Raw genomic sequence first — 22,325 nt, 5'->3', positions numbered from 1 at the left:
CCAGCATGCCAAAGTCAACATGAACGGTAGATGAACGACTTTGTCAGCTTCCGGTAAGACCCCGGCTGCTATAACTGTCTCGTCGCTTCAACTGACATATCGTGAAAAAAGGAGCTTGTGATGAACGCCATGAAAAAAATGCTGATGATTCCTGCCTCTGCCCTGCTGCTGAGCGCAGCCGCCAGCACCGTGTATGCCGATACCCAACCGGTGGACCGCATCGACGACATTCTGACCTACGCCAGCGATTATGGTTTTACGCACTATGAAGAGATCAGCATCAAGAGCCGTGGACGCGCCGAAGTCGAAGGCTGGCTGGACGATGAGTGGTACGCTGATGTCGAGTTCTCGCTGGATAACGGCGATACCCTGAAGGAAGAGCGCAAGCGTCTGATCACCGGCGCCTGGGGCATGAGCGAAGACGATGTGCGCCAGGCGCTCAATATCGCCAGCCAGGAAGGCATGATGGAGTTCGAGGAGATCGAGATCGACAAGAACGGCACCATCGACATCGAAGGGCGCGACCAGAACGGTCGTGAGCTGGACATCAAGATGCGTCAGGGTTCGTTCCAGGTCACCGAGATCGACCGCGACTGATACGCGCAAGCCACCTTGCATGGCGGGCCCTGGTGGCCCGCCTTTTTCATGTCATCTTCATGGCGTCATGACGTCATCGACACCGTGGGTTAGCGGCAGTCCTGGCAGTTGCCGCGGGCCATGATGGCCTCGGCAATCCGCTCGATGCCCTGACAGTACGCCGCGTGACGAAACGACACCTGCTCTTGCTCGGCCCGCTTGAGTACCTGGCTTGCCTCGCGCTCCAGCAGTGTATCCAGCCGCTCGTTGACCTGCTCTTCACTCCACTTTTCACCGGCACGATTCTGCAGCCACTCGAAGTAGCTGACCACGACCCCGCCGGTATTGACCAGTACGTCGGGCAGCACGTCCACGTCGCGCTTTTCGAGCGCCCGGTCGGCATCGCTGGTCAGCGGGCCGTTGGCGATCTCCAGAATGGCGCCTGCCTGCACCTCGGCCACGTTGTCACCATGCACCTGATTCTCCAGCGCGGCCAGCGCCAGCACATCCACCTCCAGCGCCAGCAGCTGCTCGCCACTCAGGGCTTTCCCCTGCTGACTTTTCGACAGCTTGCCGTGGGACTGCTTGTCCTTTTTCAGCGCTTCGATGTCCAGCCCGTCCGCCGCATAGCGGCCTCCGCTGGAGTCGGAAACCGCGACCACGCGATACCCTTCGGCGCTGGCCAAACGGGCAAAGTGGTACGCGGCGTTGCCGAAGCCCTGCACCGCCACGGTGGTCTCTTCCGGCGCCCGCTCGCGCTGCGCCGCCCACAGGTCGAGCACCTTGAGCGCGCCACGGCCGGTGGCTTCCACCCGGCCTGGCGAGCCTCCTAGCGGCAGCGGTTTGCCCGTGATGGCGGCTGGCGCCTGGGCACGCAGAATCTGCTCGTACTCATCGATCATCCAGCCCATCACCGTGGCATCGGTATTCACGTCCGGTGCGGGGATGTCGCGGTCGGGCCCCATGATGTCGGCGATGGCGCGGATATAGCCCCGTGCCAGCCGCTCCCGCTCCAGCGACGACAGCGACTTGGCATCCACCTGAACGCCGCCCTTGCCGCCACCGTAGGGCAGGTTGACCACCGCGCACTTCACCGCCATCCAGAAGCTCAGCGTGGTGACTTCATGCTGGTTCACGTCCGGGTGGAAGCGAACCCCGCCCTTGGCAGGTCCCAGGCTGGTGTCGTACTGCACGCGCCAGGCCGGAAACGCCTTCAGGCTGCCATCATCCATGCGCACCGGCACGCTGACCTGCAATGAAAGGCTCGGCTGCATCAAACGCGCCTGAGCATCCGGGTGGATTTCCAACGCCTCGAACACGGCCACCAGCCGCGAACGAGCGTCTTCAAACAAGGCAGCCCCGGTATCGGGGGTCAGCTGCTGTGGCGCCTTGGCAGCCGCCGAGGACGCTGTAGAGTCGGACTTGCTCGGCTGGCTTTTCTTCGATTGTAACTATTCAGGTGGCTGCGGATGGGATATCGCCAACCACCTGATTTTTCTGGTATAGTGTGCCTAATCCTTCGGCATATCTATGCGGTGACATGACCATCAGCGATATCAACGTCGACGAGGCTCTGGAGCGGGTCCGACAGCAGCTCAAGGAAGACCAGACGGTCTCTCCGTCGCTGCGTGCGGCCATCGATGTGCTGATGTTGCTGGTCAAGCTCATGGCCGATCGCCTGGCCACCAGTAGCCGCAACAGCAGCAAGCCACCGTCCCAGGATCCCAATCGCCAGCGCCGCTCGCGCGCCAAAGGCGAGCGGCGCCCCGGCGGACAGCCAGGGCATGAGGGTAAGACGTTGGCGCCGGTGACGGACCCCGACGAGGTGGTCAAGCTCCGTGTCGATCGTCGGCAACTCCCCAAGGGGCGTTCTTACCGCCCGGTCGGCGTCGAAACGCGCCAAGTGCAGGACATCGTAATCCAGGCCGTGGTCACCGAATATCAGGCTGAGGTCCTCGAAGATGATCAGGGGCAACGCTACGTGGCGCCATTCCCCGAGGGCGTGACTCGCCCCATCCAGTATGGCCCTCGCCTCAAGGCGCATGTCGTCTATCTCTCCCAGTATCAGCTGTTGCCCTATGCGCGTATCCGCGAGTTGCTCACCTCGCAGTGCGGCCTGTCGCTGAGCACCGGCACCCTGTTCGCCTTCAACCAGGAGGCCTACCAGCGGGCCGAGGCGTTCGCCGAGTGGGTGATCCCGGCGCTACGTGAAGCAGCCACCGTCCATGCCGATGAAACCGGAATGCAGGTCGGTGGCAAACGCTACTGGCTACACAGCGCCTCCAACGAGGCCCTGACCTGGTTGGCCCCGCACCCCAAGCGCGGCCAGGAAGCGATGGACGCCATCGGCGTATTGCCCTTCGTGCGTGGCGTGCTGGTGCATGATCACTGGAAGCCCTACTACCGCTATCCGGATTGCCGGCACGCGCTCTGTAATGCGCACCACCTTCGGGAGCTGACAGCGGCCTGGGAGAACGATGGCCAGGCATGGGCCAAGGCCTTGCATGACCTGTTGTTGGAGATGCATCGCGCCGTGGAGGTGGCCGACGGCTGCCTCTCGGCCGATGAGACCCGAGCCTGGCGGCAGCGCTATCGAGATTGCCTGGCGAAAGGGGACGCCGAGAGCCCCCCGCCGGTGAAACCGCCACCTGGAACGCGAGGCCGGGCCAAGCGCACCAAGTCGCGCAACCTCCTGGAACGCCTCCAGGCGTACGAGGACGACGTGTTGCGCTTCCTCGACGACCCTGCCGCTCCCTTCACCAACAACCAGGGGGAACGCGATCTGCGAATGACCAAGGTCCAGCAGAAAATCTCGGGCTGTTTCCGCTCCTGGGAGGGGGCGGAGATCTTCTGCCGGATGCGCAGCTTCCTCTCGACCGCCGTCAAGCAAGGGGTGGCGGCGCATACCGCACTGGAGCAACTGTTTGCGGGTGATGTGCCAGCCTTCATGCAGCAAGAAGCCCCGACTCAGCCAACCGGTGCTGAATAGTTACCTTCGATTTTCCTTTGCCCATCATGCTGCTCCTGTCGGGTGAATGCTGGCGCTATCGGCCATACTGACTCTCGATGGCCCTTCCGTCAGCGTAGCAGCTCCTGCTGCGTTGGCGGCCAGACTTGCGAAATGCTCGGTTTTTCCCACACTTGGACTAGCCACCCACAGGAAGACGGGGCAACACTCGCCATTCGCAAGGACGCACAAGGAGAAGCATTCGTGAACCACGTCATCCGCCAAGCGCTGCTTTGGGTCACTCTCTACATGGTGCTGGCATTACTGCCGGTGAGCTGGCTGCTGGTGTCGCCGCCAGCTCCACGCAGCGCCTTGGCCGAGGCAGGCGTATTGCTCGGTGCGCTGGCGCTGAGCATCATGGCGCTGCAAGCGCTGATTTCGGGCCGTCACGGCTTTGGTAACCGCGCAGGGTTCGACAACGTACTGCAGTTTCATCGCCAGCTGGGGATCGGTGCCCTGCTGCTGGTACTGGCGCACCCCACGCTGACATTCATCGCCGAGCCCAGCCTGCTGCACTATCTCGACCCCCGCGAGGACACCCTACGCGCCCTGGCCCTGATGGCCCTGCTGCTGGCCAGCCTGACCCTGGTGGTCACCTCGCTATGGCGCAAGCGGCTGGGGTTGAGTTACGAGACATGGCGACTGCTGCATGGCGGCCTGACCGCTTTCGTGGTCATGGGCGGGCTGGGGCATGCGCTGATGGCTCAGCGCTACACCCAAGGCGTCGTCACCTCGGGCGTCTTTGCCCTGCTGCTCCTGCTGCCGCTAGGGCTGCTGGTGGAAACTCGCCTGCTGCGCCCGTGGCGGCTACGCCGCCAGCCCTGGCGCGTGGTGGATAACCAGCTGGAGCGAGGCGACACCACGACGCTGACGCTGGAGGCAGATGGCCAGCACCAGCTGGACTTCCAGCCCGGGCAGTTTTTCTGGATCACCCTAGGGGATACCCCCTTTACCTTGCAGCAGCACCCTTTTTCCATCGTTTCCAGCGCATCACAGCCGGGCAGGGTGGCCTTCAGTGCCAAGCGGCTGGGGGACTTCACCCGCACCCTGCCCAAGGTCAAGGCCAATACCCGTGCCTTCATCGAAGGGCCTTTCGGCGCTTTTACCCCCAACCCCGATAACCCTCATGGCATCGTGATGCTGGCGGGCGGTATCGGTATCACCCCGTTCATCAGCATGCTGCGCAGCTTTCGTGACACGGGCAACGCCCCCCCGATCTGGCTGATCTATGCCAACCCGACCTGGCAGGAAGCCACCTTCCGTGAGCACCTGGAAACGCTTAGCAACGAGCTGCCGCTGGAGGTGATTCACGTGCTATCCGACCCGCACGAAGGGTGGCAGGGCGAAACCGGCTATGTGGACGAGGCACTGATCGAACGTGTCTTGCCGGACCTGGACCCGCGGACCGACTGTTACATTTGCGGCCCCGACCCGATGATGGATAGCGCCGAACGCGGGCTGATTGCCCACGGCATCCCGCCGACGCACATTTTTTCCGATCGCTTCGACATCGTCTGAGAGAGGTTCGCATGCTGCACCACTACGCCCGCCACCTGGGCACTGCCACGCTGGTCGTGTTGATTGCCCTGACGCTGCTGGCCTTCTGGCTACGTTGATGGCATGAGCGACGGCTGCCTGGAAGGCGTCTGGCCCCACTCGCCGCAGCGGCTGCTGCGCGACATGCTGTGGCTGCTGGCAACCCCGGACCTGGTGACGCTGGCCGAGCATCTGGCTGGCCGCCCCCCCCCCGCCGAGCTGGGCCTGGCCAGCGCCGCACAGCGTCACGCCTGGCTGGCCCGCCATGCGGACCATTTTCGGCAGGATGAGTCTCCACAAGCGGCTGGAAGGACAAGGCGTTTACCGCCTCAGCGCATGGGGCATTACCATGAACGGCTGTGGCATCTGCTGCTGGACAGCGCGCCCAACACTCGCCTGCTGGGCCACAACGTACGCATTACCCAGCGCCGCCTGACGCTGGGCGAGCTGGATATTCTCTACCGTACTCGGCAGAACCCGGCGCCCATGCACCTGGAGGTGGCCATCAAGTTTTATCTGGGGTTGCCCGAAGGGCCTGGAGAGCAAACTAGCCAGAGCCGTTGGATTGGCCCCGGAGGGTTGGATAGTCTGGCGCTGAAGTGCCAGCACTTGCGCCAGCATCAGCTGCCGCTGTCGTGTACGCCACCTGCGCGACACTTGCTGCGCCACTGGCTCGCCCCCCGCGACAGCGGCGAAACCCTGCCCGCCTTGCAGCCCCGAGTGGCCATGCCCGGCGTCTTGTTCTACCCGTGGCACGCAACGCTGCCACCGCCGGACGGGGCAACGCCTGACCACCGGCGCGGGCTGTGGTGCTACAGGAAGGATTGGCCAGCACTGGCAGAGAGCTACGCCGACGCACCCAGCATGGCCTGGCTGGAAAAGCCCCACTGGTTAGCGCCGCCGCTGCCGGAATCCTTCGATGAGCTGGCGCTACAAACGGCCAGCGTGATGCCGCTGGTCGACCGCTACGGGCCTCAGCAGGTGATGCTCAGCCACCCGGCTCACCCCCCGTTGCGGGTGATGATCGTGCCGGACGGCTGGCCACAGCAAATACCGCTGCCGCCTTACACCACCACCAGATTATCGCGATGAATCAGCTCGTGGGCCTCCACATAGCCAAGGATGGCCTCGATCTGGTGGCTGGGCTGGCCCGCCAGCTGGCGTGCCTCATCGGCACCGTAGTTGACCAGCCCCTTGGCGACCCGTGCGCCCTGTTCGTCCACACACAGCACCATGTCGCCGCGTCTGAAGCTGCCCTGTACGTCCCGCACGCCCACGGCCAGCAGGCTGGAGCCTTTGCCGCGCAGCACGTTGACCGCACCGGCATCCAGCACCAGCGTACCGCGTACCTGTAGCTGCCCTGCCAGCCAGCGCTTGCGGGCCGCCATGGGCGCCTGGTCCGGGCGCAGCAGCGTGCCCAGCGGTTCGCCCTGCACGATACGGGTGATCACCTCGGGCTGACGGCCGCTGGCGATCACCGTTACCGCGCCGGAACGCGCCGCCAGCTGCGCGGCACGCACCTTGGTGCTCATGCCCCCTCGGCCCAGCGCACCGCCGCTGCCTGCCACGGCGGCCAGCCGTGGGTCATCGGCACGGCCTTCGGCAATCAGTTGCGCGTCAGGATGATGGCGCGGGTCGGCATCGAACAGGCCCTCCTGATCGGTGAGCAGCAGCAGTGCATCGGCTTCGAGCAGGTTGGCCACCAGCGCACCCAGGGTGTCGTTATCGCCAAAGCGGATCTCGTCGGTGACGACGGTATCGTTTTCGTTGATCACTGGCACCACACGCATCTCGACCAGGGTGCGCAGCGCCGACAGCGCGTTCAGGTAGCGCTTGCGGTTGGAGAGGTCGTCGTGGGTGAGGAGAATTTGCGCGGTGAGCATGCCGTGGCGAGCAAAGTGCTGCTCGTAGCACTGGGTGAGCCCGTTCTGCCCCACGGCCGCCGCCGCCTGCAGCTCATGCACGGCGCTGGGACGTGCCTGCCACCCCAGGCGTACCATGCCTGCCGCCACGGCTCCCGAAGAGACCAGCACCACTTCGATACCCTGCTGGTGCAGGGCCGCAATTTGATCCACCCAGCCGCCAATGGCCGCTTCATCCAGCCCGCGACCATCGTTGGTGAGCAGCGCGCTGCCAATCTTGACCACTATCCGGCGGGCGCTACTCAGCGCCTCACGGCCCGGCAACTGCTCGTTGTGTTCCACGTCGCGACTCTCCCACGCCATTGCGCTCACGCGATTCATCCTGGTCGGCACGCCTGCCGTTTACGGGGCGTACTCTACTTCGACATCGTAATCATCGTCGTCGAAATCGTCATCGTCTTCTTCGTCATCGCGCTTGCGGCGACGGCCAAGGCGCGCTTCGGTACGGGCCACCGACTCCTCTTCCATGCGGCGACGCATCTCCTGCTCGCGGGCATGGGCCTCTTCGTCTTCGTTTTCCAGACGCTGCTGCTCGGTGAGCCAGCGGTACGCCGCCTGCACCAGCTTGTCGGTGCCTTCGCTGCTGATCGCCGAAATACGGAACACCGGGCCTTCCCAGTTCAACGCATCGATGATCGCCTGGGCCCGCGCTTCGCGCTCCTCTTCCGGCAGCAGGTCGAACTTGTTCAGCACCAGCCAGCGCGGCCGCTCGGAGAGCGCCGGTGAGAACTGGCCCAGCTCGTGCACGATGGCCTGGGCAGCGTCGACCGGATCGGACTCGTCGAACGGCGCCACATCGACCACGTGGAACAGCAGCCGCGTACGGGTCAGGTGCTTCAGAAAACGCAGCCCCAGGCCTGCGCCGTCGGAGGCGCCTTCGATCAGCCCCGGTACATCGGCCATCACGAAGTGCTCGTGCATGCCCAGCTTCACCACGCCCAGGTTCGGCACCAGGGTGGTGAAGGGGTAGTTGGCCACCTTCGGCTTGGCCGCCGACACCGAACGAATCAGCGTCGACTTGCCGGCATTGGGCATGCCCAGCAGGCCCACATCCGCCATCACCTTCATTTCCAGGCGCAAATTGCGGCGGTCGCCTTCGGTACCCGGCGTGGTGCGGCGCGGTGCGCGGTTGGTGGAGGATTTGAAGTGGATGTTACCCAGGCCACGACGACCACCGGCCGCCACCAGCACGACCTGCCCGATCTCGGTCACATCGGCGATCACTTCGAGGGTGTCCTCGTCGATCACGGTGGTGCCCACCGGCACCTTGACGTGCAGGTCTTCACCAGCCTTGCCGCTCATCTGGCGACCCATGCCGCCCTGGCCGTTCTCGGCCTTGTAGAAGCGCTGAAACTTGAAATCGATCAAGGTATTCAGCGCATCGTCACCAATCAGATAAACGCTGCCCCCGTGGCCACCATCACCACCGTCCGGGCCACCCTTGGGCACATATTTCTCGCGGCGAAAGCTCAGACAGCCATTGCCGCCTTTACCTGCCTCAACAATGATCGAGGCTTCATCGACGAACTGCATTGGATTCTCCCGGCCGCTTCCGCCGCCCTGACTGCATCACCCTGTTCCCGGTACGGGCAAAAGGGCTTGAAAAGACAAAAAAGCCCCGCCATGGCGGGGCTTTTCTTTCGTCATCTTCGCACTGCGCAACCCAGGTTGCTTAGGCAGAAACGATGCTGACGAATTTACGGTTTTTCGGACCTTTGGTCTCGAACTTGACGACACCGTCGTTCAGAGCGAACAGCGTGTGGTCACGGCCCAGGCCAACGCCAGTACCGGCGTGGAAGCGCGTGCCGCGCTGACGCACGATGATGTTACCGGCGGTTGCCGCTTGGCCACCGTACAGTTTCACACCCAGGCGTTTGGATTCGGAATCGCGACCGTTACGCGTGGAGCCGGCTGCCTTTTTATGTGCCATTGCAAAATCCTCCTAAAGGGAAGTGACTGCTTACGCAGAAATTCCGGTAATTTTGACTTCAGTGAACCACTGGCGGTGGCCCTGACGCTTCATGTGGTGCTTCCGGCGGCGGAACTTGATGATGGTGACTTTGTCGCCACGGCCGTGGGAAACGATTTCGGCGGAAACCTTGGCACCGCTGATGAAAGGTGCGCCAATGTTCACGTCGTCGCCGTCTGCAACCAGCAGCACTTCATCGAATTCAATCGTTTCGCCGGTCGCGACTTCGATTTTTTCGAGCTTGAGGGTCTGACCTTCTTGAACGCGGTACTGTTTGCCACCGCTTTTGATAACTGCGTACATGTCGCTCTCCGGACTTGTCGTTAATGCCAGTTACGCCCAGCGTAACCAACGCTCATCGCCTTCCGCTCTTATCGACCTGCTGCGAGTGGCGCCTCTTTTGGCAGCCATCTGACAGGGAGCATGATGAGTGGGTCGCGGATTATAACGACTATCGCGCTTTACCACAAGGCCACCGGGGCTTGTCAATCACCCCGCCGCCCGCCCGGCGCCGCTATGCCTTGACGCCTCACAGGCAGCCCCATAGCATGACCCCCACTCTCTTACCTGCCGCGATGAACGGAACCCATGACAGCCAACGTCTCCTCAACCCCGCCTGCCAGCCCTTCGCCTTCACCGCTGCACGCCGTGGTGGCCGACGATTTTGAGGCCGTCAACCGCACCATTGTGACGCAGTTGAATTCTCGCGTGCCGCTGGTGGAAACCATCGGCCAGTACATCATCGAAAGCGGCGGCAAACGCCTGCGCCCGCTGCTGGTACTGCTGGCAGCGCGCTCGCTGGGCTACGAGGGCGACAAGCACATCACCCTCGCCACGCTGATCGAGTTCATGCACACCTCGACCCTGCTGCATGACGACGTGGTGGACGAGTCGCACATGCGCCGTGGCAAGAAAACCGCCAACGACGCCTGGGGCAATGCGCCCTCGGTGCTGGTAGGCGATTTCCTCTACTCCCGCTCGTTCCAGATGATGGTCGATGTCGGCTCCATGCGCATCATGGCGATCCTCTCCGGCGCGACCTGTGTCATCGCAGAAGGCGAAGTCCTCCAGTTGACCAACATCGGCAACCCGAGCATCTCGGAAGCCGACTACTTCGAGACCATTCAGGGCAAAACCGCCATGCTGTTCGAAGCCGCTTCCCACAGCGGCGCGGTGCTGGCCGATGCCACCCCGGAGCAGGAGCGCGCGCTGCAGTACTACGGCCGCTATCTCGGCCTGGCCTTCCAGCTCATCGACGACCTGCTGGACTACCAGGGCGACGCCGACGCCATGGGCAAGAACGTCGGCGACGATCTGGCCGAGGGCAAACCGACCCTGCCGCTGATCCACGCCATGGAGCACGGCACCCCCGAACAAGCCAAGCTGATCCGCCAGGTGATTCGCAAAGGCGGCCTGGAGCAACTGGACGAAGTGCTGGAGATCATTCACGCCACCGGCGCTCTCACCTACACCCGCGACCGCGCCGTCGAGATGGCCGACAAGGCCCTGGCCGAGCTGAACGCGCTGCCCGAGAGCCCCTTCCGCGACAGCATGGCCCAGCTGGCCCGCCTCGCAGTGGAGCGTCAGGCCTGATCGGCACCCGGCAAGCGCAAAAGGGGCTTGAAAAAAGCCCCTGAACTACGTATGATGCGTCCCGTTGTTAAGCACGCCTTGGCAACCCTCGGAATATAGCTCAGCTTGGTAGAGCGCTGCCTTCGGGAGGCAGAGGTCGTAGGTTCGAATCCTGCTATTCCGACCAAGAATTCAACGAAAACGGCCACTTAGCTTTTATAGCAAGTGGCCGTTTTTGTTTTTGCGCCCCTCATCAGCGCCCGCCACGTTTCATGGCCATACCAGGTCCACCGCGATGGGGTCGTGGTCTGACGAGCGAAACGGGCTGGGCGGGGTGTCGTCCGGCTGTTGGTCGTAGCTCAAAAAACGCGGCTCGTCGGCGTTGATGGGCCAGGTATGCACCTGCTGCACGGCCTCGGCCAGTTCAGCGCTGGCCAGGGCGTGGTCGAGATACCCGGACTCACCGCGAAACACGTAGGTGTAACGGCGCTCGGCGGGGAGATGACGCGCGATCAGGTCGGTCATGCCTGCATGTACCAAAGTGCGGATCGGATCTTCGGCACCGTAGGCATTGAGGTCCCCCAGTAGCAGCAAACGCTCATGGCCCGCTTCCTCGCGCAAGGTGTCCAGAAAACGCTGGGTGGCCTGCGCCTGAGCAACACGCCGCTCGTTCCAGCAGCCTTGGCCACGGTCGATATCCCCCTGCGCGGGGCAACCGGATTTGGCCTTGAAGTGCGCGGTCACCACCCCTACCTCTGGCCCTCCTCGCACACTGCGGAAGAAGCCGGCCAGCGGCGGTCGGTCGTGGGCATCGTCACGGTCGATATGCAGGGCTCCCAGGGCCTCCACTCGGTCCGGCCGATAGAGCAACGCCACCCGAATGGCGTCCGTTCCATGGCGCTCGGGCTCGCCCACCGGCTGGTAGCGAATCCCCGTGCGCTGGTGCAACAGCTCGACCAGATCGGTCAGCGCGTCGGGGCGGTTCTCTATTTCGATCAGCGCCAGAATATCCGCCTCCAGCCCCGCGATGGCCGCTGCCAGCTTGCCGCGCTGGCGCTCCAGCGCGGGCGCATTGGCGGCGCCACGCTCCCCCAGGGTGATGAAGTAGTTCTCGACGTTGAAGGTAGCCACCCGCAGGGCATCACCCGGTGCTTCCAGCGGGCCGGGGCGGGGGTTGCTGTCGGTGAACGTGACCGCTTGCGTGGGGTGCAGACGGTAGTCGCCAAAGGCGTGGGTGAGCACTCCGGTCAGCCCGTCGAGGGTGCTGCCTACGCGGCGCGTCCCCTGCTCGTTCAGATAGGGCACGGGGTCGGGGTTCGTGCGGTAGCTGCCATCGTCCAGCAGCAGTGGCGCAGGCGAAGGAGCTGCCTGAGCGGCACTATGGGTCGGCCGAAAGCGTCGCTCGCTGGCCAGCCCCAGCGTGCCGTAACGGCCCAGATCATGGTTATCGGTGACCGTCAGCGGCTCAGGGAAAGTGACTAATAGCGCTTCCATGGCGTCCAGCGAGGCCGCGTCCTGGGGCCAGGATAACGCAATGGGCTCGGGCAGCTCGCCTGCGCTGTCACAGGTCACCAGCTGAGAGACGCGCTGCAGCTGGGGGTTGCCGCGAAAGCTTCCTGTACGCGCCTGTAGCTGCAGATGCTGGCCCGCCACTACCTGCGTGGCCTTGTGCTCGGCCAGCTCCGGTGCATACACGAATATGCCTACCGGGCCCTGCTCGGTGGTTTGCTGCAGGTAGAACCCGCTGAGGTGCTCGCGCCCCAGAAACTCCCCGGTCACGACGCCATCGATGGTCACACGCTGGCCTTCGGCGAGGGCAGACTGCTCGCCAATGCCTTTGATGTGCGCCAGGTCCGTGGTGGACGCTGCCGGGCAGCTGGCCATGGCAGGCAGCGCCAGCGGCAGCACGAGCCACACGATGCCGTGGGTCGCTCGCCGAAGGGACCTGTGCAGCTGGCCTGCGCGTTGCAGGTTGGCCAGCGCGTCGATGAATCTCATGCGACCACCGCTCCTCTTGAAAGGTTATTCAGCCTGGCATGCTCAGCAAGCCCACCACACTGACCAGCTTGGGGATGATCATGATCTTCAGCGCCTTGACCAGATACCCCCAATCGATATTGCTTTGCACCGCGGCCCCATGGCCCGCCTGCCGCACCTGCCGGTGCCCGTTCCAGGCAATCCAGCTGGAGAAGATCAGCAGATGAATGGCAATGATGGGCAGAAAGACCAGCGGCTCGTTGCTGACCAGCAGCAAGAACGGCAGCGCCAGCACGGCGCCGCCAAAGCCCAAACTGGTGCGCACGAAGCCACTCCAGGCAAAGATCAGCCCAATGAGTACGTACTGGTACCAGAGTAGATCGGCCATGGTGCAATGCGGTCCTTGTGGTTATGGGTTAGGGGACGTGACTCAGCGTCAAGGGGTATCCAACTGCCACCAGCGTGGCAGCAGCGCCCGTATACGCGCCTGGGAAAAGCGGTCATCCATTAATACCACAACCCCACGGTCCTCGGGGCCACGGATCACCCGGCCCGCCGCCTGTACGACCTTGACCATGCCCGGCACACGGTAGGTATAGTCGTCTCCACGCCCAAAGCGCGCCTGTAGCCGAGCCTTCAGCGCTTCGTTGAAGTCGTTGAAGGGCGGCAAGCCCAGCGTGGCCACAAAGGCACCGATCAACCGCTCGCCGGGCAGGTCGATCCCCTCCGCGAAAGCGCCCCCCAGCACTGCAAAACCGATGCCGCAGCCGCCAGGCGTAAAACGCGCCAGAAAAGCGTCGCGCTCGGCCTCCTGCATGCTGCGCGTCTGGGCAAACACGGGAATGTCCGGGTGGGCCTGGGCAAACGCAGCCAGCACCTGTTCCAGGTAGGCAAAGCTGCTGAAAAACGCCAGGTAATGGCCCGGGTGGCGCTGGTACTGCGCCGCCAGGGTAGCCACGATGGGCGCCACCGAGGCCCCGCGGTGATGGTAACGGGTGGAGATATCCGTGCGCAGCTGCACTTCCAGCTGCTGCGCCACGAAGGGAGACGCCACCTCGCGCCACACGCTGTGCTCCGGCAGCCCCAGCAGGTCACGATAGTAGTGAAAGGGCGACAGCGTGGCGGAGAACAGCACCGCGCAGTGGGCACGCTTGAAGCGCGGGCCAAGAAAATCCGCCGGGATCACGTTACGCAGGCCGAGGACGGCACTGCCCTTCCCCGCGACGTCCAGGTCGCACAGCGAATGATCGCCAAACTGCTCTGCCAGGCGACAGAACGCCAGCGCCTCGAACAGCAGTTCCTGAAGCGCCTGGCTCGCCCCGTCAGGATGCTCCACCAGATAATCCGTGATCGCCCCGGCCAAGGTATGCAGTGCACCCAACAATTTGCTGGGTAGCGCATCCAGCAGGTGATAACGACGCTCCGGCGCCTGGTCTGCTACCACTTTGTTGAGGGCCTGCCACTGCCTGCCAACGCGCGCCAAGGGCTTGGCCAGCGCCGGTGGGGAGTGACGCCGCAGGTAGCTCAGACGCTGCTGGGAGAGCGCAGCGCTGTACATGCCACGGGCACGCTCGACCAGGTTGTGGGCTTCATCCACCAGCAGGCCCACCCGCCAGTCGTTGGCCTGGGCCAGCCCGTGCAAAAGCGCGTGGCTATCGAACCAGTGATTGACATCCCCCACGGCCACATCGGCCCAGCGGGCCAGCTCCTGGCCCAGGTAGTAAGGGCACACCTGATGCGCCAGCGCCACCTTGCGCAGGGCCTCGCGGTCTAGCCAGCCATGTTCCACCGCCGCCTGGCGGGCCGCGGGCAGGCGGTCGTAAAAGCCTTTTGCCAGCGGGCAGGCATCGCCCTGGCACGCCGTACCGGGGTACTCGCAGGCCTTGTCACGCGCCACCAGCTCCAGCACCCGCAGCGGCTGTGCGGGGGCCTGCAGGCTGGTGAGGGCATCCAGCGCCAGGCGGCGGCCGGGGGTTTTCATGGTCAGAAAGGCGATGCGGTCGAGCCGCTGGCGGGGCATCGCGGAGAGCATGGGAAACAGCGTGCCCAGGGTCTTGCCGATACCGGTAGGCGCCTGGGCCAGCAGGCAGCGGCCGGTGCTGGCCGCCTTGAAGACATCCTCGGCCAGTGCCCGCTGGCCGGGGCGGAAATCCGCATGGGGAAAGCTCAGCGTGGCGAGCCATGCATCGCGGCGCTCGCGGTGGGCCGCCTCCTGGTCGGCCCAGGCCAGGAAGCGCTGGCACTGGTGGGCAAAAAACGTTTCCAGCTCATCGGCGCAGGCCTCGCAGGTCAGCCGGGTTTCCTGACCGCTGGCAATCTCCAGGTACACCAGCGCCAGCGTGATATGTGCAAGGCCCCGCTCGGCACAGAGCAGCGCGCCGTACACTTTCACCTGCGCCCAGTGCAGCGCCCTTTGGTTATCCGCCATGCGCGCCAGGCTACCGCGATGGGTCTTGACCTCTTCGACACAGTTGCCCGCCACATCGAAACCATCGGCGCGGCCAGATACGCGCAGCCCCTGATACTCAGCGGAGAGCGGCAGTTCGGCGAGATAACCGGGGATCTTTTCCCGCCGCTTGGCCACCAGAGCGTGCCCCTCGATGCCCTCCTGAGCGCTGGGTGCGGGCGTAAAGCGGTGGTCCAGGTCGCCCTGGCGGGCGGTGAAGTCACACAGGGTACGCACCGCCACGCGATAGCGGCTCATGGGTCGGGCTGCCAGCGCACGTGGCAAACCTCGACGGGCATTCCCTGGCGGCAGAAGAAGTCGATCCAGCGGCGCTGGTTATCCTGCAGGCGGTCCCCCGGCCCTTTGACCTCGATCATCCGATAGCGCGGCTCGCCATCCGCTGCTTCCGGCATCAGCTGAATGAGGTCCGGCAGGCCTGCGCGATTGTGCTTGAGGTCCCCCAGCAGGCGGGTAAAACAGCCGCGCAGGTGCGCGGCGGGCAGGCAGTCAAGCGCCATGGTGACCAACGGTTCGCTCAGCACTCCCCAATGCACGAAGGGGGAAGCAAGCCCCTGCTTGTCCTGCCAGGTAGCCAGAATCGTCGCGCGGTAGCGGCCATCCTCCAGCTGCGCCAGGCAGGCGTCGACCTCTGCCTGGCGCTGGCCCACGAAGTCTTCGCGATAGAGGTCCGCAGGCCCGCTGTGGAACGGGTGAAAGAACGCTCCTGGCAGCGGCTTGAAAATGACTGGCCAGAGCAGCAGGCCGAACAGCCCCGTGATCAGGCAGTTTTCCACATAGAAGACCGGCGCACGGGCGGTGGATAAGTGCTCGGCAACGGCGCGCTCCACCGGCTGCGGCCCGGGCAGCTCCAGCACGTAAGAGGGGGCATCGACGGCTTTCGCGGCCGATGGGGCGGGCAAATTCAACTTGCGCGTCAGGCGTGGCAGCAGGCGTCCCAGCGCCTGGGCTTCGCTCTCGCCTGCCTGATCGAGCGACGCCTCGGCAAGCGCGTAAGCCTCCTGATAGCGGCCCTGGCGCTCCAGCACTCGCAGTCGACGGATGCGCGCTTCGCTGTTGCTGGACTCGGCATACAGCGCCAGGGCCAGGGCCGCCTCACCGCTGCGCTCTGCCGTGTGCCCCAGGGTCAGCAGCAGTCGCGAGCGGCGGGCGTCCAGCCAGCGGTTGCCGAAGGCCGCGGGCACGTCAGTGGCAAGCACTCCCGGCGCCTCGCCGCTCTCCAGGCGCTCGCGCAGGCGGTGCAGCGTGAGATAGGTATCGACCTCTTCGCGGCGCTGAAATGCACGCGAATCCGAAGAGAGCGGAAGCTGTTCGAAACGCTGCAAGCCAAGCTCGGTGAGCACGAATTCGGCCCAGTCCTGGCGCAGGTTGCCAAAGAACATCAGCCGCAGGCGGTCGCATAGCGCCATGATGTCGAGGCACACGATGTTCGTGGTGGCCTCTGGCCACCACTGCTGCAGCGGGCGCGCCTCGGCAAGCTCTGGTGTCAGTGCCGCCTGAAGTTCGCGTTTGGTCGCCCTGGGGGCGATGCCCAGCTCAAGGATCGTCGGTTGCAGGGCGTCGCGCAGCTCGCTGAGGCGCAGCAGCCGAAATAGCGCCTCGATGCTCAACGGCGGTGTCTCGTCGACCCACCCTTGGGCCAGTAGCGGGGCCAGTGCCTGCTGGGTGTCGCCAATCTCGGGATAGCTGAGCTTATCGATGCGGAACAGCTCGCCTTTGCGCATCACCATGCGTACCAGCAGCGCTTGAGCAGCCCGCGGCAGCCGTGACCATTGCTGGAGGGCGTGATGCTCCTCGGCACTCAGCAAATCGCCGTGACGCGACTGCACCCAATCGACCACGAAGCGGAAATTCGCCAGGTAGTAAAAAGGGTCATCGAGGGAGGCGGTGGCCGAAACGGCATGAGCACTGTTCATGCATCCATTGTAACAGCGCTGGATGGCGTGGGTTAACCCACTCGGTGTTGATAAAGCGCGTCTAGCGCGTCGTCCACGAAGGGATCTTCCAAGGAAGCATCATCCTCGGAAGGGGCGGCAGACTCGCTACCGGCTTGGGCATCACGGGGCTGACCCGCGAGAGGTGCGGTGCTGGTAACGTTCGAGGAGGGCGGCTTGCGACCGCCCACTAGCACGTACCACTCCGCTTCGCTGAGGTAGTGCTGGCACCAGCGGCTCAAGCCGTCGGCAACGGCTTCGCGACTGCGCTCGCCACCGCGAAACGAGGTCGCCAGATAAAGCAGGTCCTGGCGAGCGGTGCGCGCACGGGCGTTGCCGCCATGCACTTTGGAGAGCGGGCAGCGTCGGTCATAGGCCGCGTTGGTGAGGGCATTCAGCCAACGCTCCACTTCATGTGCCTGTATTCCGCCGTAGACTGCCACGACACGCTCCCGCCATCATTGATAGGCTAAAAAGGCATAAGACTGCCCGAATTTGGTGCCTTTGTCATCTCGCACCCGCACCAAAGCCCTGCAAGACATTGACCACATTGACACCGATATCCCCCACTGCATAGCCCCCTTCCAGTAAAAAGACGCAGGGCAAACCACACTGGGCCAGCCGCTGGCCAAGGGCCGTAAAGTCGGCGTGCTGGAAGGTAAAAGCGCTGATCGGGTCGCCTTCGAAGATGTCCACGCCCAGCGACACCACCACCAGCTCACACTCGGCCTGGGCAATCCGGGTCAAGGCATCGTCCAACGCCGCCATCCACCGCGCCACCGACGTACCGGGCGGCAGCGGGTAGTTCAGCGTGTAGCCCTCTCCCTTGCCCTCCCCCGTTTCGTCGGCATAGCCGGAAAAGTAGGGAAAGGTCACGTCGGGGTCGCCATGCAGGGAAGCGAACAGCACATCGTCACGCTGGTAGAAAATCTGCTGGGTACCGTTGCCGTGATGAAAGTCCACGTCCAGCACGGCCACGCGATGCATGCCGCTGGCCAGGGCCCGCTGGGCAGCAATGGCGGCATTGTTGAAGAAGCAGTAGCCGCCGAACTGATCGAAGGCTGCGTGATGGCCGGGCGGGCGGCAAAGCCCAAAGCTGGGCTCGCCGGTGGCCAGCGTATGCTCCACGGCGGCCAGCGCAGTGTCCTTGCTGGCCATGGCCGCCGCAAACGTCCCCTCACTGATCGAGGTTTCGGCGGCCAGCGCATAGTAGCCCAGCTGGCCGCTCACCGAGCGCGGTATGCGGTCGCCGCGCAGGGTCCGCGCTGGCCAGATATTGGGAATGGCCTCGCCTTCATGGCCGGCGGCCTGCCATGCCTGCCAGCAGCCTTCCAGGAACGCCACGTAGTCTGCATCGTGCACCGCCAGCACGGGGTCGAGCCCATAGGCCTGCGGCGCCTGCACCTCGATATTGGCCTGCGCCAGCGCCGCCAGCACGAGATCCATGCGCGCCGGGCACTCGAAGGGGCTGACCAGCGTGCCATCGTGCAGTTCACTGCGCGCCTGACGCAGACGACTATCCTCGGAAAAAAACGTACGCATGAAGGCTCCTGTTGCCATGGTGTGTTTACTCGCGTTCCGGGTGCCACCCTTCGACCGGCCATTGGCGGGCCCAGTGGCGCTTTTGATCCGGGGTGCGCTGTTTCAAGCGGTACTCGGCCTGGCTGGCCGTGGCGCGATCAGGAAACGGCTGCGCCCCCAAGAGCGCCGTGGGCGGGTGCGCACGGGTATAGCGCGCGCCCTTGCCGGTTCGGTGGGCCTGGTAGCGCTTCGTCAAATCATTGGTGATACCCACATAGGTGCCTCGCCGACACTCCAGCAGATACAGGTACCAGGTCGTGGTGGATAACGCCATGTTTTCTCGTCAATCAGGGGTAGTCGAAGCCGTGAACGCCGCCATGATGTTTTCGAGCTCCGCCAGCGGCATGGGTTTGGCCAGCCCGAAGCCCTGGAACATGTCACAGCGGTAAGTCATCAAACGTTGGTGCTGGGCGTCATTCTCGACCCCTTCGGCCACCACGCCAAGCCCCAAATGGTGGGCCATGGAAATGATGCCCTGCACGATGGCGGCATCGTCATCGCTGTGAATCAGCTCGTTGATGAAGCTGCGATCGATCTTGATGGTGCTGATGGGCAGGTGTTTCAGATAGCTCAAGCTCGAGTAGCCGGTGCCGAAGTCATCAATGGCGACGCTCACCTGCATGCTGCGCAGCGCATGCAGAATACCAATTGCCGCCTCGGTGTTGTTCATCAGGATGCCTTCGGTCAGTTCCAGCGTCAGCTGCTCGGCAGGAAGACCGGTCGACGAGAGCGTCTGGCGCAGCGTCGCCAGAAAGCTTGCGCGATGAAACTGCAAAGGCGAGAGATTGACCGCCACCTTCAGGCTTCCCAACCCCTTTTGCTGCAGGCTCAGCATGTCGCTACAGGCACGCTGCAGGACCCACTCGCTGATGGGCATGATCTGCCCCGTTGCTTCGGCCAGCGGAATGAAACGTGCAGGAGAGATATAGCCTTTCACAGGGTGCTGCCAGCGCACCAGCGCCTCGACACTGACGATATTACCCGAACGGTCGAACAGCGGCTGATAATGCAGCTCCAGACACTCATGCTCGATGGCTTCCTGCAAGTCGTTGCGCAGACTCACACGCTCGCTGGCCAGCTCGTTGATATCGCTACTGAACCAGGCATACGCATTGCGCCCTTGCTGCTTGGCCTTGTACATCGCCATGTCTGCCTGCTGAATCAAGCTTTGTGGCTGGGGTGTGGTCGGCCCACTGATGGCGATGCCGACACTGGCCGTCAGGTACAGCTCGTGGCCATCGATGCAGTAAGGGCGAGCCAGGGCGGGCAACAGGCGCTCGACGATGTCGATCACCTGCTTTTCGTCACTGACCGACGAAATCAGCAGCACGAACTCGTCACCGCCCAAGCGGGCCACCGTATCTTCCTGGCGCAGCGCCGCCTCCAGCCGCTGGCCTACTTCGATCAATACCTGATCTCCCACGGCATGGCCCAGGCTGTCGTTGATCGGCTTGAAATCGTCCAGATCCACGAACAGCACGCTGATGGCGTGCCCCCCCAACTGTGCCTGGGCAAACTGTGCCTGCAGGGCTTCTTCGAAATGCATGCGGTTAGGCAGGCGAGTCAGATCGTCATGGGTGGCATGATAGGCTAGGCGAGCTTCGTAGGCCTTGTGCTTGGAAATATCGTGCTGAACGCCGACGAAATGGGTCACCCCGCCATCCTGGCCACGCACCGGCGCGATGTAGAGATCGTTCCAGAACGGCGTGCCATCCTTGCGATAATTACACAGCGTGACGTGGGTCTCATGCTGATGCTGAATACCGTGGCGCAGCCTCTCCACCATATCCGGGTCGCTCTCCGGCCCTTGCAGAAAACGACAGTTCCGACCAATGACGTCTTCCAGCGAGTAGCCGGTCATCACGCTAAATGCACGGTTGGCGTAGATGATCGGCAAATCCGGTGCGCGGGCATCGGCAATCAGCACGCCGTTCACGCTGGCTTCCACGCTGCGCTCCAGAATGCGCAGACGAGTCTGCTGGGCGCGGCTTGCGGTGACGTCCTGTGCAATGCCGTACACTCCGTCGACTCGACCATTGACCGTGATCGGAATACCGATCACATCCAGCAAGCGCTGCTGGCCATCACGGTGGCGCAGCGAGACTTCGAAGCGCGCGATTTCACCGCCCAGCACCTGCTGAAACTGTTGCGCCACATGCGTGACGTCGTCAGGGTCGATAACGTTGGCAAAGTGACGCTGCATGACCTCTTCCCGAGGAATGCCGGTCACACGCCCGCAGGTTGCATTCGCTTCGATGAAACGCCCTTCGGGATCCACGGCAAAAATGGCGTCGGGGTGGTGCGCAAACAGCGAACGATAGCGCTGCTCGCTGTCGGCCAGGGAGTGGCGCGCTTCGGCCAGCTCTTTGGCCCGGGTGACGCTCGCGCCCACCAACCCCACGCTGAACGCCAGCAGCCAGCTCATCACCAGCCCACCCAGCGTGACGCTCAGCGGCATCACGCCCAACAGTGCCCAGTTGTAGTGTTGGCCGGGATAGGCGCTCAGCATGAGGTTGATCCCCCCCGGCAACCCCATATGCCGAGATGCCAGCATCAGTGTGGAGGCTTCGCCATCATCGACCGTGAACCCGGAAGGGTGCAGCCGCACCAGACGGTGCTGAAGGCGGCTGACATCCACATGAAACGGCCCAAGTGCCAGGCGCAATTCATTACTCAGCAGCTCGCCCAGGTTGAACGAAGCCAGCAACCGTTGTGCACTATCCGGGATGGGGATCAACATGATCACGTTATTAGGCTGGAGGCTGTCCGGTATCAAGAGGCGCGGACGATCGAACGGAATATCGGCCCATGCCTGGACAGACGGAGTGCTCAGTTGCTCCAGCAGCCAGATATCGCTGGTGTGCCTGCGTCCCTGCGACCATGACAGCACTCCCGACGCATCCATCAGTGCAATCGCATGCAGGCTGAGTGTGTCACGAAAATAGTTCTGGGCGTCGCGGGTCAACAACACGTCACGCGGTTGGCCCTCTACCGTTGCCAGGCGTTCGGCCATACGCTGCATCAACAGCAGCCTTTCCGTCATCACCTGCTCGGCATTGAGCTGCACGCTATCCAGCAGATAACCCGCCTGCTGCTCGATGGAAGAGCGTTGATGCATGCTCAGCAGCAACCACGCCAGACTACTGGCCAACACCCCTGCCAACCCGACCACCACGGTCAAGCGGCCCGGGCTGAGCCGCTTATGACGCTGCCGCCAGCCGGCCACCAACAGCGCAACCGCCAATAGCACGATGAACACTAGTACCGCCAGAGGCGAGAAGGTGAATAGCGTCGCCTGGCTTGCCTGAGGACGCCATAGCTGGAGAACCACCACGCCGCCAAATAGCAGCAAACCTATGCCTGTCGCGCGCCACCAGCGCTGTCTTGCTACCCCTTCGACCCCGCGCCATAGGCAGACATTGACCACCAGCAACACTGCCGCCGCCAAACTGGTCATGCGCGGTTGCCCAGTGACCCACGATTCGCTGACGCCCTGCGCCATCAGGTTGTGCAGCAAGGTGTACAGCAGCAGCGCCGTCAAGCCCCCGGCACTTGCCAGCCTCACCACGCGCCACTGGCACAGCGTGGCCAGCAGGCTGACGCCGATCAGCAGCGTCGCCAGCGCGGCATCCGGCACCAGCATCGGGCCGAATACCACTTGTGGCAGCACCAGCCCCACCAACAGGCTGGTCGCTCCCATGCACAGGAGTGTCGCCGAGACCAGCAGCAGTAGCGTCTCGGCGGCTAAATCACGAGTATTCAAGGGCATGGGACGTGGAGGCTCCGG

The 22,325-nt window shown here is 63.7% G+C and carries 17 protein-coding genes, 1 tRNA gene and 1 pseudogene; 6 read left to right on the top strand and 13 right to left on the bottom strand.

What is annotated here, in order from left to right; genetic code table 11:
• The first annotated feature begins 120 nt into the window (after positions 1–120).
• Positions 121–597, top strand: coding sequence for a PepSY domain-containing protein (locus HSS18214_RS0113830; RefSeq protein ID WP_016915870.1), 477 nt, complete (start codon positions 121–123; stop codon positions 595–597).
• Positions 598–686: 89 nt separating this feature from the next.
• Here the strand turns inward: HSS18214_RS0113830 and HSS18214_RS0113825 are convergent, their stop codons facing one another.
• Entirely contained in the window at positions 687–1,928 is a 1,242-nt protein-coding gene (locus HSS18214_RS0113825) for a Glu/Leu/Phe/Val family dehydrogenase (RefSeq protein ID WP_016915869.1), read from the bottom strand.
• 188 nt (positions 1,929–2,116) lie between these two features.
• Here HSS18214_RS0113825 and tnpC point away from each other — a divergent pair, with 188 nt between their 5' ends.
• The 3 genes from tnpC to HSS18214_RS0113805 all read left to right on the top strand — a co-directional run bounded on the left by tnpC (position 2,117) and on the right by HSS18214_RS0113805 (position 6,211).
• Positions 2,117–3,565, top strand: a complete 1,449-nt coding sequence (gene tnpC, locus HSS18214_RS0113820; protein WP_016915835.1) for an IS66 family transposase — start codon at positions 2,117–2,119, stop codon at positions 3,563–3,565.
• Between the two features lie 222 nt (positions 3,566–3,787).
• The gene (locus HSS18214_RS0113815) at positions 3,788–5,101 is read left to right on the top strand and encodes a ferredoxin reductase family protein (RefSeq protein ID WP_016915868.1); all 1,314 of its coding nucleotides are present in this window, start codon (positions 3,788–3,790) and stop codon (positions 5,099–5,101) included.
• A gap of 102 nt (positions 5,102–5,203) precedes the next feature.
• Positions 5,204–6,211 (top strand): DUF1853 family protein, encoded by a 1,008-nt coding sequence (locus HSS18214_RS0113805; RefSeq protein WP_016915867.1) that lies wholly within the window; start codon positions 5,204–5,206, stop codon positions 6,209–6,211.
• Here the strand turns inward: HSS18214_RS0113805 and proB are convergent.
• From proB to rplU, 4 genes are all read right to left on the bottom strand, one after another.
• A complete protein-coding gene (proB, locus tag HSS18214_RS0113800) occupies positions 6,184–7,344 on the bottom strand; it encodes a glutamate 5-kinase (RefSeq protein ID WP_016915866.1) in 1,161 nt (386 codons plus the stop codon). The genes HSS18214_RS0113805 and proB overlap by 28 nt on opposite strands.
• 39 nt (positions 7,345–7,383) lie before the next feature.
• Positions 7,384–8,574 (bottom strand): Obg family GTPase CgtA, encoded by a 1,191-nt coding sequence (cgtA, locus tag HSS18214_RS0113795; RefSeq protein WP_016915865.1) that lies wholly within the window; start codon positions 8,572–8,574, stop codon positions 7,384–7,386.
• 139 nt (positions 8,575–8,713) lie between these two features.
• Positions 8,714–8,971 (bottom strand): 50S ribosomal protein L27, encoded by a 258-nt coding sequence (gene rpmA / locus HSS18214_RS0113790; RefSeq protein ID WP_016915864.1) that lies wholly within the window; start codon positions 8,969–8,971, stop codon positions 8,714–8,716.
• A gap of 30 nt (positions 8,972–9,001) precedes the next feature.
• Positions 9,002–9,313, bottom strand: coding sequence for a 50S ribosomal protein L21 (rplU, locus tag HSS18214_RS0113785; RefSeq protein ID WP_016915863.1), 312 nt, complete (start codon positions 9,311–9,313; stop codon positions 9,002–9,004).
• Positions 9,314–9,598: 285 nt separating this feature from the next.
• On the opposite strand from rplU, the gene ispB reads away from it, so the two are divergent.
• Both ispB and HSS18214_RS0113775 read left to right on the top strand, forming a co-directional pair.
• Entirely contained in the window at positions 9,599–10,603 is a 1,005-nt protein-coding gene (gene ispB, locus HSS18214_RS0113780; RefSeq protein ID WP_016915862.1) for an octaprenyl diphosphate synthase, read from the top strand.
• Between the two features lie 89 nt (positions 10,604–10,692).
• Positions 10,693–10,769 (top strand) — tRNA-Pro (locus HSS18214_RS0113775).
• Between the two features lie 83 nt (positions 10,770–10,852).
• Here the strand turns inward: HSS18214_RS0113775 and HSS18214_RS0113770 are convergent.
• From HSS18214_RS0113770 to HSS18214_RS18300, 8 genes and pseudogenes are all read right to left on the bottom strand, one after another.
• Entirely contained in the window at positions 10,853–12,580 is a 1,728-nt protein-coding gene (locus tag HSS18214_RS0113770) for an ExeM/NucH family extracellular endonuclease (protein WP_016915861.1), read from the bottom strand.
• 34 nt (positions 12,581–12,614) lie between these two features.
• A pseudogene (locus HSS18214_RS18305) lies at positions 12,615–12,947 on the bottom strand (sulfite exporter TauE/SafE family protein); the annotation flags it as partial.
• Between the two features lie 48 nt (positions 12,948–12,995).
• Positions 12,996–15,263, bottom strand: coding sequence for an ATP-dependent DNA helicase (locus HSS18214_RS0113760; RefSeq protein WP_016915859.1), 2,268 nt, complete (start codon positions 15,261–15,263; stop codon positions 12,996–12,998).
• Positions 15,260–16,939, bottom strand: a complete 1,680-nt coding sequence (locus HSS18214_RS0113755; protein WP_016915858.1) for a VRR-NUC domain-containing protein — start codon at positions 16,937–16,939, stop codon at positions 15,260–15,262. The genes HSS18214_RS0113760 and HSS18214_RS0113755 overlap by 4 nt, the downstream gene beginning before the upstream one ends.
• Positions 16,940–16,971: 32 nt before the next feature.
• On the bottom strand, positions 16,972–17,400 hold the full coding sequence (locus HSS18214_RS0113750; RefSeq protein ID WP_016915857.1) for a hypothetical protein: 429 nt from the start codon (positions 17,398–17,400) through the stop codon (positions 16,972–16,974).
• Positions 17,401–17,464: 64 nt separating this feature from the next.
• Positions 17,465–18,499 carry a histone deacetylase family protein gene (locus HSS18214_RS0113745; RefSeq protein ID WP_016915856.1) on the bottom strand — a complete coding sequence of 345 codons (1,035 nt, stop codon included), beginning with the start codon at positions 18,497–18,499 and terminating at the stop codon, positions 17,465–17,467.
• Between the two features lie 25 nt (positions 18,500–18,524).
• On the bottom strand, positions 18,525–18,812 hold the full coding sequence (locus tag HSS18214_RS0113740; protein WP_016915855.1) for a GIY-YIG nuclease family protein: 288 nt from the start codon (positions 18,810–18,812) through the stop codon (positions 18,525–18,527).
• Between the two features lie 9 nt (positions 18,813–18,821).
• Positions 18,822–22,307 carry a sensor domain-containing phosphodiesterase gene (locus tag HSS18214_RS18300; RefSeq protein ID WP_016915854.1) on the bottom strand — a complete coding sequence of 1,162 codons (3,486 nt, stop codon included), beginning with the start codon at positions 22,305–22,307 and terminating at the stop codon, positions 18,822–18,824.
• Positions 22,308–22,325: the final 18 nt, after the last annotated feature.

The sequence above is a fragment of the Vreelandella stevensii S18214 genome (assembly GCF_000275725.1).
GTDB classification, from domain to species: Bacteria; Pseudomonadota; Gammaproteobacteria; order Pseudomonadales; family Halomonadaceae; genus Vreelandella; species Vreelandella stevensii.
This window is presented reverse-complemented; position numbering and strand designations above follow the sequence as displayed.

What these genes read in the sequence shown, in the direction of transcription:
- rpmA (WP_016915864.1), bottom strand. Translation starts at nt 8,971, where the DNA reads ATGGCACATAAAAAGGCAGCCGGCTCCACGCGTAACGGTCGCGATTCC.
- rplU (WP_016915863.1), bottom strand. Translation starts at nt 9,313, where the DNA reads ATGTACGCAGTTATCAAAAGCGGTGGCAAACAGTACCGCGTTCAAGAA.
- tnpC (WP_016915835.1), top strand. Translation starts at nt 2,117, where the DNA reads ATGACCATCAGCGATATCAACGTCGACGAGGCTCTGGAGCGGGTCCGA.
- cgtA (WP_016915865.1), bottom strand. Translation starts at nt 8,574, where the DNA reads ATGCAGTTCGTCGATGAAGCCTCGATCATTGTTGAGGCAGGTAAAGGC.
- ispB (WP_016915862.1), top strand. Translation starts at nt 9,599, where the DNA reads ATGACAGCCAACGTCTCCTCAACCCCGCCTGCCAGCCCTTCGCCTTCA.
- HSS18214_RS0113745 (WP_016915856.1), bottom strand. Translation starts at nt 18,499, where the DNA reads ATGCGTACGTTTTTTTCCGAGGATAGTCGTCTGCGTCAGGCGCGCAGT.
- HSS18214_RS0113740 (WP_016915855.1), bottom strand. Translation starts at nt 18,812, where the DNA reads ATGGCGTTATCCACCACGACCTGGTACCTGTATCTGCTGGAGTGTCGG.
- HSS18214_RS18300 (WP_016915854.1), bottom strand. Translation starts at nt 22,307, where the DNA reads ATGCCCTTGAATACTCGTGATTTAGCCGCCGAGACGCTACTGCTGCTG.
- HSS18214_RS0113760 (WP_016915859.1), bottom strand. Translation starts at nt 15,263, where the DNA reads ATGAGCCGCTATCGCGTGGCGGTGCGTACCCTGTGTGACTTCACCGCC.
- proB (WP_016915866.1), bottom strand. Translation starts at nt 7,344, where the DNA reads ATGGCGTGGGAGAGTCGCGACGTGGAACACAACGAGCAGTTGCCGGGC.
- HSS18214_RS0113805 (WP_016915867.1), top strand. Translation starts at nt 5,204, where the DNA reads ATGAGCGACGGCTGCCTGGAAGGCGTCTGGCCCCACTCGCCGCAGCGG.
- HSS18214_RS0113755 (WP_016915858.1), bottom strand. Translation starts at nt 16,939, where the DNA reads ATGAACAGTGCTCATGCCGTTTCGGCCACCGCCTCCCTCGATGACCCT.
- HSS18214_RS0113830 (WP_016915870.1), top strand. Translation starts at nt 121, where the DNA reads ATGAACGCCATGAAAAAAATGCTGATGATTCCTGCCTCTGCCCTGCTG.
- HSS18214_RS0113770 (WP_016915861.1), bottom strand. Translation starts at nt 12,580, where the DNA reads ATGAGATTCATCGACGCGCTGGCCAACCTGCAACGCGCAGGCCAGCTG.